At 50.3% G+C, this 13,756-nt stretch carries 12 protein-coding genes; 1 reads left to right on the top strand and 11 read right to left on the bottom strand.

The features are described 5' to 3' along the window. Nucleotides 1-5 precede the first annotated feature (5 nt). A complete protein-coding gene (locus H5715_RS18350) occupies nucleotides 6-1,178 on the bottom strand; it encodes a D-alanyl-D-alanine carboxypeptidase family protein (RefSeq protein ID WP_075184975.1) in 1,173 nt (390 codons plus the stop codon). 172 nt (nucleotides 1,179-1,350) lie between these two features. Then, nucleotides 1,351-3,102, bottom strand: a complete 1,752-nt coding sequence (locus H5715_RS18345; protein WP_075184974.1) for a glycoside hydrolase family 9 protein — start codon at nucleotides 3,100-3,102, stop codon at nucleotides 1,351-1,353. 198 nt (nucleotides 3,103-3,300) lie between these two features. Between H5715_RS18345 and H5715_RS18340 the strand changes: the two genes are divergently transcribed. Then, entirely contained in the window at nucleotides 3,301-4,395 is a 1,095-nt protein-coding gene (locus tag H5715_RS18340; RefSeq protein ID WP_075184973.1) for a GGDEF domain-containing protein, read from the top strand. Between the two features lie 13 nt (nucleotides 4,396-4,408). Here the strand turns inward: H5715_RS18340 and H5715_RS18335 are convergent, their stop codons facing one another. From H5715_RS18335 to H5715_RS18295, 9 genes are all read right to left on the bottom strand, one after another. Next, complete coding sequence (locus H5715_RS18335; RefSeq protein ID WP_075184972.1) at nucleotides 4,409-5,272, bottom strand: septal ring lytic transglycosylase RlpA family protein; 864 nt, start codon at nucleotides 5,270-5,272, stop codon at nucleotides 4,409-4,411. 45 nt (nucleotides 5,273-5,317) lie between these two features. Then, nucleotides 5,318-6,322: a lytic murein transglycosylase B gene (gene mltB, locus H5715_RS18330; RefSeq protein ID WP_075184971.1), complete on the bottom strand. Its 1,005-nt coding sequence runs from the start codon at nucleotides 6,320-6,322 to the stop codon at nucleotides 5,318-5,320. 256 nt (nucleotides 6,323-6,578) lie between these two features. Next, entirely contained in the window at nucleotides 6,579-7,727 is a 1,149-nt protein-coding gene (gene rodA, locus H5715_RS18325) for a rod shape-determining protein RodA (protein ID WP_075184970.1), read from the bottom strand. After that, the gene (gene mrdA, locus H5715_RS18320) at nucleotides 7,724-9,607 is read right to left on the bottom strand and encodes a penicillin-binding protein 2 (RefSeq protein ID WP_075184969.1); all 1,884 of its coding nucleotides are present in this window, start codon (nucleotides 9,605-9,607) and stop codon (nucleotides 7,724-7,726) included. The genes rodA and mrdA overlap by 4 nt, the downstream gene beginning before the upstream one ends. A gap of 26 nt (nucleotides 9,608-9,633) precedes the next feature. After that, nucleotides 9,634-10,110, bottom strand: coding sequence for a 23S rRNA (pseudouridine(1915)-N(3))-methyltransferase RlmH (rlmH, locus tag H5715_RS18315; protein WP_075184968.1), 477 nt, complete (start codon nucleotides 10,108-10,110; stop codon nucleotides 9,634-9,636). An 8-nt stretch (nucleotides 10,111-10,118) separates the two neighbouring features. Continuing rightward, nucleotides 10,119-10,466, bottom strand: a complete 348-nt coding sequence (gene rsfS / locus H5715_RS18310) for a ribosome silencing factor (protein ID WP_075184967.1) — start codon at nucleotides 10,464-10,466, stop codon at nucleotides 10,119-10,121. Nucleotides 10,467-10,488: 22 nt separating this feature from the next. Further along, entirely contained in the window at nucleotides 10,489-11,124 is a 636-nt protein-coding gene (nadD, locus tag H5715_RS18305; protein WP_075184966.1) for a nicotinate-nucleotide adenylyltransferase, read from the bottom strand. Then, nucleotides 11,117-12,373: a glutamate-5-semialdehyde dehydrogenase gene (locus H5715_RS18300; RefSeq protein ID WP_075184965.1), complete on the bottom strand. Its 1,257-nt coding sequence runs from the start codon at nucleotides 12,371-12,373 to the stop codon at nucleotides 11,117-11,119. Before H5715_RS18300 ends, nadD begins: the two co-directional genes overlap by 8 nt. Before the next feature lie 423 nt (nucleotides 12,374-12,796). Further along, nucleotides 12,797-13,756 (bottom strand): alpha-L-glutamate ligase-like protein, encoded by a 960-nt coding sequence (locus H5715_RS18295; protein WP_083607952.1) that lies wholly within the window; start codon nucleotides 13,754-13,756, stop codon nucleotides 12,797-12,799.

Below are 13,756 nucleotides of genomic sequence, written 5' to 3'. Positions count from 1 at the left end.
GCTTATTACTCCTCAAACAGTCGCACAACGGAATCCCACAGACTATCGAACAATCCCGCTTCGGCAATATCGGTAGCCGCAACCAAATCAGCTTCCACCAGAGCATCATCATCCAAGGCCACTAACAATTTGCCCAGAACCTGTCCCTTGGCGACGGGAGCCTCGATGGCCGCATCGATCTGAATTTCAGCTTTTACTTTGTCCTGCGCGCCGCGGGGAATAGTAGCCTCAATATCGTCTGCGATCGTGAGGGTTAGCTGTTGCGGATCGCCGCCCCATACCCGAGCGGTGCCCAACACATCGCCAGCACTGTAGAGTTTGTGGGTTTGATAGTAGCGAAAGCCGTAAGCCAGCAGTTTTTGCGATTCCGTCGCGCGCGAGCTTTCTGAACGAGCGCCCATTACGACCGAAACCAAACGCATATTGTCGCGTACCGACGACGCCACCAGGCAGTAACCCGCTTCTTGTGTATGTCCGGTTTTCAAACCATCAACAAACTTGTTGGTAAACAGCAGCTTGTTGCGATTGGGCTGGCTGATGCCGTTATGCTTAAAGAATCTTTCCGAATACAGGGCATAGTGTTCCGGGTGGTCGTTAATCAGTGCGCGTGCTAGAACAGCGAGATCCCGCGCGGTGGTCATATGGCCTTCTGCAGGCCAACCGGTTGCATTACGGAAATTACTGCTCGTCATACCCAGCAATTGCGCCTGCTGGTTCATTACATCGGCAAAGGCCTGCTCACTGCCAGCCACATGCTGGGCCAGAGCTATGGACGCATCATTGCCAGACTGAATAATTACACCGCGTAGCAGGTCAATAACCGGCACTTCGCTACGCGCTTTCAAAAACATGGTTGAACTGCCACTTTTGGTGCCGCCCCGTCGCCAGGCATCATCGCTGACATGCACCAGATCGGTATCTTTTAATCGACCCGTGGCAATTTCTTCCGACACAATATAGCTGGTCATCATTTTTGTCAGGCTGGCCGGAGGAAGCTGCTCGTCAGCATTGTGCTCGACAATGACTTTCCCGGTATCGGCATCTACCAGCAGGTAGGCGCTCGCAGCCAACTGTGGCGGCGCGGGAATAATCACCTGAGCCGCAAACACAGGGAAGGCCACGAGAATAATGGCCAGTTTTAACAAACAGGAGGCAGCACGCGGGAGTATAGATCGCATCGTTTCAACAATTACCTTTATTTACAGATAGGAGGTGATTTCTGTTAAAGACAGGATAGGCACGATTTAGTGCCCAGAAAGAGGAGCTATTGTAACAGTATTTAGACGAACTGCCCAAGATAAGGTCAGACGCCAGCGGAGAACTGGCGTCAGGGGTAAGACTTTGTAAAACTTACATTGCCTGCACAGCGGCTAACACATAGACCAAAGGCGCGTTCCAGTTGATGGTAACCTCGTTAGAGGCATAGCTACACCAATCGTCAACAAAGGATTTCGCGGGCACATTCGAAGTGTAGTTACAGCCATCCTGCTGACCAGGGTTTGGGCCACCTGAAAGGAATCCGGGAACCGGTGCATCGACAGAGTCCGCATGGGATTGACGATGATGAATACCCATTGGCGGACGAGCACCGTAGCCTGTTACGTAGGAATAGTCAGTCGGGTTTTTACCCAGGGCGTAGTCCACCAGGCCAAGCGCTGCATCACGGTACTTCTGCTCACCCGTTATGCGCCATGCCTGTACCAGCATCATCGCCTGATTCAATGCGTCGCTATTGCTTCCCCAGCCGAAGTTAGAAACCTGCATAGAAACCCGGTATGCGGAAGAACGGTACAAACTCTCAAGTTCGTCCGCAGTGCTAACCAAGCTGCTCTGGAAGCTGCTGTAATCATCTGAACCAACCATGGTTTCTGCGTGCTGAACCAGAGAGATATACGCAAGGGGTGAAACGTAACCCCAACTTGGTACACCGGAGGCCGCGTTTCGTTTCTGGAATTCGGCTAGATAACTAGCCTCTTGCGTCGAAATAAACAGCTCCGCCGCCGCCCATGCGAACTCATCGTTCAACTCACCATCACCATATTCACCGGTTTTAACATCACTGGGGTTGGTGAAAGCCTTTTCGGGATTTGCTATCGCCCAATCCCAGGCTCTTTCCGCTGCGGCGAGATAGGCCGCGGCTTTGCTTGAATCGATCGGCTTAAATACCCGGCTGGCAGTAGCCATTACCGCCGCAAAATTTAAGGTTGCGGAGGTGCCTTTTGCGACCACATAGCGCTGAGCGGTTGCCGCAGCGGGCATAACACCACCAGAAAAGCTAAGCGTCGTCAGTTTATGATATACGCCGCCATCGTTGGGGTCCTGCATGGTTTCCATCCAGTCCAGATTCCAAAGCACTTCGTCTAACAAATCGGGCAGATCGCCGCCAGACTCAGGAATATTCCACTCCCGGTCGGCATAAAAAGCAGGGAAATGCTCGTAGGCAGCAAGTAAGGTGTAGGTGGAAATACCGGAGTTCACAATATACTTATTGTAATCGCCCGCGTCGTACCAACCCTTTGAGCTAGAAATGGAGGTACCTTCGGGGCGCTCCGCAGAAACGGCAGAACCGTGAACCAATACATTCGTGTCGGGGTGACCCGCAGCCCGAGCCCAATCGCCCGCATGCTGAGCCTGTAACTCTGAACTGGAGCGGTTAAAGTAGTAAGCCTTTATCGCCGCATCATGAACATCACTGTACACCGTATCGGAAATGCTAAAACCATCAGAGTTCTGCACCCCCTCTACGGTTATGTAGTAAGCGCCCGGAGTTGAAAAGTCGGAAAAATCTGCGATTTTGACCGACTCTTCGGCCGGAGCCCAGGTTTGGGCCGCCGGTAAATTACCGTTATACACAACTTCACCGGCTTGATTTACGAGAGTAAAGGCAGTGGCCGCCACATCTGGCACAATCGCTACTTTTTGAGCGGCAGGTAAATAACCTATCTGATTCAGTTTAATCCGCTCGGTTGTCGATACCGAAGAGCTTGATGAGCTGGAACTACTGCTAACAGAACTGTTGCCGTCCCCGCCTGAGCCACAAGCAACTAACGTTAGTGAAAAAGTGGCCAAAACCAGAAGGTTAAATTGCCTTAGTGCTGCCATAGCGAACCTCGTATCTAGACTAATATTTTGATTTATGCGCCATTCTACCGCGTTAGGCGTAAATTATATTTACCTGGCCCTCACTTACAGAACCTGCACTTGCCATGCGTCGCTTAACTCAACCGAAAAGACCTCGCGCGCTTTCATCGCCGCTCGCGCCAACTATACTGACACTATCGAACAGACAGATCCGCCACAATGATAACAATCGAAAATAAGCGGCTCACGGCATTCAACCGTTCCCTGCTCCAGCATAAAAAACAGTTAGTATCATATGCCTTTTTAGCCTTGGTCGTGGCTATTGCGCTAAGTTTCAGTCGGCTTCTGGTGACAAGCTGGTCGATTCTAGACTACGGTCAACTGAGCCTGAGCTTGGCTGCCATAACGGGCTGGTTCTGTCGGGACAAACTATCCCTGCAAGTCTTGGCCATCGGCCTGCTGGCGTTACTTTTTTGTTTTGTCATTATCACCCTATTTCAGTTAGGCCTGATCAGTGCGGCACTGCCGGTACTTGTTGCCGCCCTTATTATTAGCACCATAATCTTTAACCATTTCACGGGCTTAGGCCTTGCACTGCTCGCCATGGCAATACTGATTCCCGGCAGCTACCTGTATCTGCCAACCAGCTTTCAGCAATGGAACGAAGGCGTAGGACGCTATCTTTTCGGCGTAACCATTACCCTGTCCTCAGTGGCTCTGCTCCCACCTATTATCTTTTTTCTGGCCAAAAGTAAAAATCATGTCGACACGTTTTTATCCAATATCAAACAGGAACACGCCCTACCCCGCAATATCCAGTACGATCCTTTAACCGGCCTACCAGTCCTGCAAATAACGCTGGACCGGCTTCACCACGAACTGGATCGCAGCAAGCGAGATGGCAAACTGGGTGCGGTAATGGTGATAGATGTGGACGATTTCAACAGCGTTAACGAGCGTTACGGAAGTGAAGCTGGCGATATGCTATTGCGCACGCTGGCGGCACGCGTTGCCAGTGTGGTTCGGGCCGTCGATACCCTCAGCCGGGTTGGTGGAGATACCTTTGTGGCCATTTTCGCCGACCAGGTTAAGCACGAGCAGATTCACCTGATCGCTAGAAAATTGCTAGCCACCATAAACAACCCAATCAGCTTTAACGACAAGAGTATCGAAACTCACGCGAGTATCGGCATATCACTTTTCCCCGAGCATTCCGTCCGGCCACAAGATTTAATAGCCCTCGCTGATAAGGCCGTTGAGCAGGTTAAAAATAAGGGTGGCGATAACTACGCTATTTCCTCAGTCGACCTGTAAAGCTCAGACACCTTTACTGATAAACCACATGGGCATCGTGCAACTGATTGTTCACCAGTTTTTCGCGAAGCGCCAATAGATCAAGACTATCTTTTAGTGGCCCAATACGTACGCGATACAAACGGGCGTTATCCGGAAAATATATGTGTACCGGGTATGCGGTAAGCGCCTGTAATTTTTGCTGCAGCCTTTCCGCTGTTTCTCTCTGACCAAAAGCTCCCACCTGTAAAAAGGTGTTGCCTGGAATACCGTAGCCACCCGAATGGGCCGGTGTAGGGGCTGGCGTCTCGCCCTGTGAGCTCGGGGCGGTTCTGGCCGGAGCGTTGGCGGAAGCCACTTTTTGGTAGCTCGCAGGATCAATATACTCCACGACCACCGGTGCCGTTCCCTTCTCCACAAAGCCCAGCTTTTTCGCCGCCGTGTAGGTTAAATCGATAACGCGATGACCGTGAAACGGCCCACGGTCATTGACTCGCACAATCACCGAGTGGCCATTATTGCGATTGGTCACACGGACATAACTGGGAATGGGTAACGTTTTATGTGCGGCTGTCATACCGTACATATTGTAAATTTCGCCGTTGGAGGTTTTGTGCCCGTGAAATTTTTTGCCGTACCAAGACGCCATTCCCTCCGCTTTATATTTCTCCGGCGAGGCCAGTACATGATAGGTTTTACCCAGCACTTTGTATGGGCTTTTGTTGCCAGCAATAGTACGGGGCTCGTAACGCGGAACGGCATCGGGAATATGATCCACCCCCATGGACTGGGATGGCCCTGCATCCTCTTTCATCGTATAAACGCTGGGCGCCTCACAGGCACACAGACAGGCGAGAAGAACAGGAAGCAAACACTGGAAAACTACACGAATAATCATGGGGAAGATCTAAGCTATTTACCGCAAAATAACAGCCGACGGCTATCAGTGCAACTGGCGCTCGTAGGCGTAGCGCAATTCCTCACTCAACTGCCACACCGCCATAGCGTAAAGCTGGCTGCGGTTATAGCGTGTAATAACGTAATAGTTATCGAAACCCAACCAAAATTCCTTGCCGTGGCTGCCTTCGTATACCAGCGGCACAACCTTTTCTGCGCCGCTTAACTGAGTATTAATCGGTGTAAAACCCAGATCAGCTACATCATTCAAGCTATAGTGGGGGCGTACTCTTTCGTTAAGTACGCTCTTATCGTATTCACTTTTTATACGCGCGCGACTAAAGACAATCTCACCTTTTTCCCAGCGGTGGACTTTAAAGTAATTGGCCACACTACCAATGGCGTCCACCGGATTGTTCCAAATATCCGCTACTTTATCGCCATCAAAGTCGATGGCGTAGCTGCGATAGCTACTGGGGATAAACTGGCCATAACCCATAGCACCGGCATAGGAACCTTTTAAGCTTAGAGGGTCTTGCTTTTGCTCGCGAGCCAAGAGCAGAAAATGTTCCAGCTCTTTACCGAAAAACTTTGCTCTCGGCTCGTAATCAAAACCCAGTGTTGCCAAGGCGTCGATCACTCGAAATTTCCCGGTGTGCCGACCGTATCGGGTCTCAACACCAATAATGGCGACAATCACCTGTTCATCCACACCCAGCTGCTCAGACGCACGCCGCAATGTTTCACGGTTATCATTCCAGAACTGTACACCTTGATCAATTCGGTCCTGACCGAGAAATATCTTACGGTAATCCTTCCAGGGCTTGGTTTTCTCTGCCGGACGTGAAATAGCATCAAGAATGGATTGTTTCTTTTCTGCGGCGGCTAGCCAGGCTTTAACTTCCACCGCATCAAAACCATGTTCATTCACCATGCGATGAATAAAGCTCTCGGCTTTTGGGTGGGTGGAATAGTCGGCGGAGACAGGAAGGCTAACAGCTGACACCAGTGAAATCACAACAACAAGAGAACGAAATAACTTTACAGACATAGACAAATCAAAAACTTCTTTAATAATTAGGAGTCATTCCCATCGTGATGGGAATCTAAAATTCACAATGGCACTTTGTGTTTTTAATACCCGCGGAAGGGTCACAATACGATTAGCTCAGGTACGAATTAACGGCATCAGCTCGGTACACCTATGCACGTCAAACCTTTCCCTGAATGCCCAACTTCTTACACTCTGTTCTGCTCAAGCGCTTTCGAGCATCACTAGAAAATTTTCTTCAACGGAATCAAAAACGTTAACTCGGTCGTTTCTTCTCAGTCGCTATGGCCATCAAAATACCAAAGCCCGTCATCAGAGTTACAATCGAGGTTCCACCCAAACTCACGAGCGGCAACGGTACACCCACAACCGGCAGCATACCAGCCACCATTCCAATATTTACAAACACATAGACAAAAAATGTCAGCGTAATACTCCCAGCCAAAAGGCGGCTAAACATATTTTGTGCGCTTACCGCAATAAATAAGCCCCGGCCAATCACCAATAAATATAGACTGATTAAAAGCAAAACCCCAATTAATCCAAACTCTTCGGCCATCACCGCGATAATAAAATCCGTATGACTTTCAGGGAGAAAATCCAGCTGCGACTGGGTGCCATTAAACAGGCCTTTACCCTGCAGACCACCCGAACCAATCGCCGTCTTAGATTGAATAATATTCCAGCCCGCGCCCAGCTTGTCGGCCTCCGGGTCTAGCAAAGTCAGCACCCGCTGTTTCTGGTAAGACTCCATCACCCAGGTCCACATCGGGTAAATGCTGGCGGCTAAGATCAGTACACTGCCGATGATATAACGCCAGGGCAAACCCGCTAAGAACAACACGATAATTCCCGAAGCAAAGATCAATATTGCCGTGCCGAGGTCTGGCTGACGAAAAATCAGAATTGCAGGAAGCGTAATAATAATGAGGCAGGCAACAATATCTTTAAACCGCGGCGGCAAACTGCGCGAGGAAAAATACGCTGCAGCGGCTATAGGTACGGCAATTTTCATCACCTCTGATGGCTGAAACCGCATAAAGCCCAAACTTAACCAGCGCTGAGCACCCTTTGCGCCCACGCCAACAACAAAAACCAACAATAGTAGCACCACACCCCCGATGTAAAACCAGGGCGACCAGCGACGCAACATCTGCATGTCCAGCTGGGCGGTGATAAACATAGCGACGTAGGCTACGGAGAAAAAGGCTATCTGGCGGCGAATCATCCACTCCTGCTGCCCGCTCGCGCTATACAGTACGATAAGTCCATAACAGGTTAGCAATAACAACAGAAGGAGTAGAAATGGGTCCAGATGAACACGCTGCCACATCCCTTTGGCGCGAGAAAATTGTTGCTTAGAATCCGGTAACTGCCGGACAAAATCATTACTACCTCCCTTCATTGCGCAACCTGCCCCAGAATTTTGTCCAAAGGAAATTGCTCGAAGTAGGCATCAAATAATTTTCTCGCAATTGGGGCCGCCGCACTGGAACCATGCTCGCCATTTTCGACAATAATAGCCGCAGCGATTTGAGGGTTTTCGATCGGTGCAAAACCAATATAAAGCGCGTGATCCCAATTGCGCTCGTTCAGCTTTTCCGCATCGTATTCTTCATCCTGCGCAATACCCACTACCTGCGCAGTACCGGTCTTACCCGCCATTCGGTATTTTGCTCCGCGGCCAATACGGTTTGCCGTCCCCCTTGGATTGTGTACTACTCCTTCCATTGCAGAGAGCACAAAATCCCAATAGAGATCGTCCACTTGCACAAGATGTTCCACCACCATTTCGGTTTCGTCACCACCGATTTTTTTCACCAATCGCGGCTGAATGTGTTTGCCTCGCGAAGCCAATGTGGCCGTCATAACCGCCATCTGCAAGGGTGTTGTCAACACATCGCCCTGGCCGATACTCACGTTTAAGCTATCGCCAGGAAACCAGTGCATACCGCGGTTTTCTTTTTTCCATTGTCGCGAGGGCCATAAACCGGGGCGCTCGCTGGGAAGATCAATACGGGTGCGCACCCCCAAACCAAACTGACTGCCAAAAGAATGCATTCGGTCCACGCCCATGCGAAACGCCATATCGTAAAAAAAGGTATCACAGGATTCGATAATAGCCTGCCGCAAATTTACCTGCCGACCATGACCACCTTTTTTCCAGTCGCGATAAAAACGCTCATCATTTTCCAATTGATAATAACCCGGGTCGACAATTCTGGTGGAAAAATTTACGATTTGGTGGTGCAACGCCCCCATGCCGAGCATGGGTTTAAGTGTCGACCCTGGCGGATACTGACCTTGAATGGTGCGATTAAACAGCGGCAAATCCTGCGACTCATTCAGTTCGCGATATTCAGCATAACTAATGCCATTCACAAATAAGTTGGGGTTGTAACCTGGTGCGCTCACCATTGCCAATACCCCGCCATTATTAACATCTATTGCCACTAGGGCACCGCGACGCTCGCGTAATTCCGTGGTCGCAACCTGTTGCAAATGCGAGTTAATAAACAGGTGAAGATCCTTTCCCGGGGAGGGGTCGATGGAGTCCAGCTTGCGCAATACTCGGCCATGGGCATTAGTTTCGATATTCTCACTGCCCACATTACCCAGTAATGTTTTTTCGTAAAATTTCTCCAGACCGACCTTACCTATACTGTGAGTACCGATATAGCTCTGGTAGGTTTCTTCGTCGAAACCACTTAACTCCCGCTCATTGATTCGACCGACGTAACCCACCGTATGGGCATACAAATCCCCTTTGGGGTATGCGCGGGTTAACTGCGCCTCGATTTCGACACCGGTTAAACGAAACTCATTAACGGCAATAATAGATATTTCATCTTCGGTGAGACGGTAGCGCAAAGGCACAGCCTCGAAGGGGCGGCGGCGCTGACGTAACAACTTGTAAAAGTTTTCCTTATGCCCCTCGTCGATAGCTACCAGAGCACTTAACTCATCGATCGTTTTTGCTAAATCTTTGGTATGTTCTTTTACGATAGAAAGCGAAAAAGTCGGGCGGTTATCCGCCAGCAACTCACCCTGAGCATCAAAGATCAGCCCTCGGTTAGGTGGAATAGGGCGAACATGAATGCGATTGCGATCGGAACGGGTGACGTAATCCTGATAATCGATTACCTGCAATTTGTAGTAGCGAGCAATCAGTACTCCAAAGAGAATAAGAACCAGAAAAAAACTGACGGCCAGCCGCACCCCAAACACCCGGGCTTCGTGGTGGTGATCTTTAAATTGATGCAGTTCTTTTCCTGCCCAAATCATGGAACGGCTACTTTACGCATTACATTCTATTTGTGATAAGGATGATTTTGAAGAATCGTCCAGGCGCGATATAACTGCTCCATGATCAATACTCGCACCAGAGGGTGCGGTAGGGTCAGACCAGAAAGCGACCATTTCTCTGCCGCCATTTGCAAGACTTTTTGCGCTAGACCGTCGGGCCCGCCAATGATCAGGCAAGGGCAGACACCTTCCATTTGCCATCCGGCCATTTTGTCGGCCAGCTTTTCTGTCGTTAAATTTTTACCCAGAACATCCAGGGCAATAATGTGTTTATGGCCAGGCAGGCTATCAATCGCACTGAGAATCTGCTCGGCTTCGGCGTCTTTTACTGCCTGGGTGTTCGTATTTTTAGAACGATTTGCCAGCGGAAGTTCCACAAGATGGGTTTCCATCTCACGCGGCATGCGCTTGGCGTATTCCTGATATCCCTGCTGCACCCAGCCCGGCATCTTGCTGCCAACGGTTAGCAGATAAACTTTCATTTGGTGATTTATTCAGGTTGGTGATGACGGGAGGCGGGCTCAGTGGACCAAAGTTTTTCCAACTCATAGAAAGAGCGGGTTTGCTCCAGCATCACATGCACCACCATATCCCCAAAATCGACCAGTACCCATTCGCCGGATTCCATACCCTCTACACCAATAGGGCGAAAACCCTTGGCTTTTGCGTCCACGACTACATTATTCGCCAGTGATTTCACATGGCGGTTGGAAGTGCCGGTAGCGATAACGAGAGTATCCATAATATCACTAAGCGTGGTGACATCCAGGCTTTGGATTTCCTTCCCTTTCAAGTCGTCCAGGGCATTCGTTACGATTGTTGATAATTCAGATTGCATTCAAAATTCCAGTTATTTGGCTCTACTGAGTGTAAAGCTTATGTTCATAAATATAGCGGCGCACCGCCGGGGGAATCAGTAGCGCCGCGGGGTCGTCAAGATCAACCACCTGCCGAAGATGGGTGGAAGACACGTCATTTGGCGTTGTTTGTAAAAAACACACACCGCCACTGCTGCGCTGCTTTATTTGATCGATAGCCATTTCTCGGCTAGACAGCCATTCAAGCACCTGCGGTGACAACTCACAGTAACCCGGCCGCCGCCATACCGCAAAATGCGTTAGATTCTCCAACTCCCGCCAATGGTACCAGCTCGGCAGCGATTGCAGGGAATCCCAACCCATTAAAAAAATCACACAGGCGCTGTCGCCAAGCTCGCGGCGATAACGCTTTAGTGTTTCCAAAGTATAGGAGGGTTTGTGCTGTTGCAGTTCCCAGGTATCAATTGCCAAACGGGGGTATTCAGCCACCGCCAGCTCGAGCATTTCCGCTCGCTGACGGGGTTTGGCCTTCAGCGTGGCTTTGTGCGGCGGGATATGACAGGGCAACAAGCATACTTTATCAACCCCCAACTGCTGGGCGGCCTCATCGGCAGCCTGTAAATGCCCCCGATGAACCGGGTCGAAGCTACCACCGAAGAGGACAACGGTGTCAGGCAAGGATTTCTCCGTCACCCAACACAATCCATTTTTCAGAGGTCAGTCCGTCGAGCCCAACCGGGCCACGAGCGTGGATTTTGTCCGTAGAAATACCAATTTCCGCACCCAATCCATATTGGAAACCATCTGCAAATCGGGTTGACGCATTGACCATTACCGAGCTGGAGTCCACGCGCGTCAAAAAGGCACGCGCTTTGGTGTAGCTCTCGGTCACAATGCTTTCCGTATGGCCCGAGCTGTGCGCAGCAATATGATCGATGGCTTCATCCATACCCGCTACAACGCGTATGGACAACACTGGAGCCAGATATTCAGTGTCCCAATCGGCATCTGTGGCCTCAATAACGGAGGGCAGGAACTCGCGGGTTTTAGCACAGCCACGCAGTTCAACACCCTTCTCTCCGTAAGCGTCAGCCAGCTTTGGTAAAATGCTCGCCGCCACAACTGAGGACACCAGCAGCGTCTCCATGGCATTACACACACCATAGCGGTGTGTTTTACTATTCAGTGCGATATTAAAGGCTTTCTCCAGATCGGCATCATCGTCAATATACACATGACAAATACCGTCCAGGTGCTTGATCACACTCACTTTGGCATCATTGCTGATGCGCTCAATCAGGCTGCGTCCTCCGCGGGGCACGATCACATCGACATACTGCGGCATAGTAATCAATTCGCCAACTGCAGCACGGTCAGTGGTTTCAACGACCTGCACAGCGTTTTCGGGCAGGCCAGCCCGCAGTAAGCCGGCACAAATACATTTTGCAATGGCCTGATTGGAGTGAATAGCTTCGCTGCCACCACGCAAAATGGTGGCATTGCCAGACTTCAAACACAGACTGGCCGCATCAACAGTAACGTTTGGGCGGGATTCGTAAATAATACCCACAACTCCCAGAGGCACACGCATTTTGCCGACCTGGATACCGGAAGGGCGGCGTTTTAGACCTGTAATCTCACCACAGGGATCTGGCAGAGCTGCAACCTGCTGCAGACCTTCGATCATACCGTCGATACGCGCCGGCGTTAGCTCCAGACGATCCAGTAGTGCTGCGTCCAAGCCACTCTTTCGACCATTGTCCAGATCGCGGGCATTTTCAACAGCAATGGTTTCACGCGAGGCTTCGATCGCATCGGCAATCGCCAGCAAGGCATTGTTTTTGGCTGCGGTGCTGGCAGCCATCATCAAACGCGATGCTTCACGCGCCTGAACACCAAGCCCTGCCATATAGTCTATTACACTCATTTCATACACTTTGGTTACGAATTAAACGGGGTATTATACCTAGGTTGGTGTCATATTGGAGAGTGTAGAAAAAGTTGTCCACCAAAAAGAAAGGAACTCACAATGCCAATGGCTTTCACTATAACCTTAGTTACGCTTATTTCTTGTTATACATGCTATCGCGTAGCTAAAAATCGTCGAGCTAATATCGCTCCGTGGGTTGTCCTGGGCGCGTTGATTGGTCCTTTAGCCATTCCATTTGTCTTTTTCGCGAAGCCTAAAACGCTCAAGGGAACGTAGATTAACGTCCAAATATGTTCTGACCTCCTGGCTTTTCCAAGATCAAAGAGTCTCTTTGTAGGAATACGTCGGCCTAGCACAAAAAACAACGCAGAAGATGAACCGCGCCGAGCATGTCTTGGTTTGATCAGAGATTCACTAGACTTACCTAGCGGCAAAATGCTCACAGGCGAAACCCACCCGCTTATCAATTGACATGCGCTCGGGGCGAGCGAGCTGCTCCACTTTTTTCAAGCGCGGCAGTAAACCTGCACCATTCGCAATTTGGATGGATAAACCCGGACGAGCATTTAGCTCCAACAGCGCCGGACCTATATTTTTGTCTACCACCAGATCCACGCCCAAATAACCAAGACCCGTCATATCCGCACAGGCGCAAGCCAGCTCCAACAGTTCAGGCCAATGGGAAATCTGCAGCTGGGTGAGATCCAGCTGGGTATCGGGGTGGATGTCTACGCGTCGGTCTTTTTGCACCGCGTGAATCGCGGCTCCTGTCGCTATATCAATGCCCACGCCAACCGCGCCCTGGTGTAAATTCGCCTTTCCCTGTGAGGAGGCACAAGCCAAACGCATCATGGCCATTACCGGAACACCACGAAAAACAATCATCCGTAAATCGGGCACACCTTCATATGAGTAGCGGCCCAAATCTTCATCTACCTCGATCAGCGCTTCTATAACCGCCACATCAACAGCACCACCGAGAGAAAACAACCCGGCCAGAATATTGGAAATATGCCGTTGAATATCGGCCAAAGAAAGCGACTGTCCGCTGGTGCGCAGGTAGCGTTCACCCGCGCTCTTTTGGATCACCAGAATACCTTTACCGCCAGAGCCTTTGGCCGGTTTGATACAGAATGATTCCCGACCATTAATCAGCGCCTCCACCAAGGCAACGTCGTGCTGGCTATCAACAACACCCACAAGCTCCGGTACGACAACGTCGCACTCCAAAGCCAACTGTTTGGTTTTGAGCTTATTGTCTACCAGTGGAAAAAGGTTGCGACTGTTGTAGCGAGAGATATAGCCGATATTACGCCGATTCATACCCAAAACACCCTGGCGCTGCATATCAGCCAAGCGTGAGAATGGCCAGATACTCAT

It is taken from the genome of Teredinibacter haidensis (assembly GCF_014211975.1).
Taxonomy (GTDB): domain Bacteria; phylum Pseudomonadota; class Gammaproteobacteria; order Pseudomonadales; family Cellvibrionaceae; genus Teredinibacter; species Teredinibacter haidensis.
The sequence above is the reverse complement of the archived record's forward strand: the minus strand, read 5'-3'. Positions and strand labels throughout refer to the sequence as shown.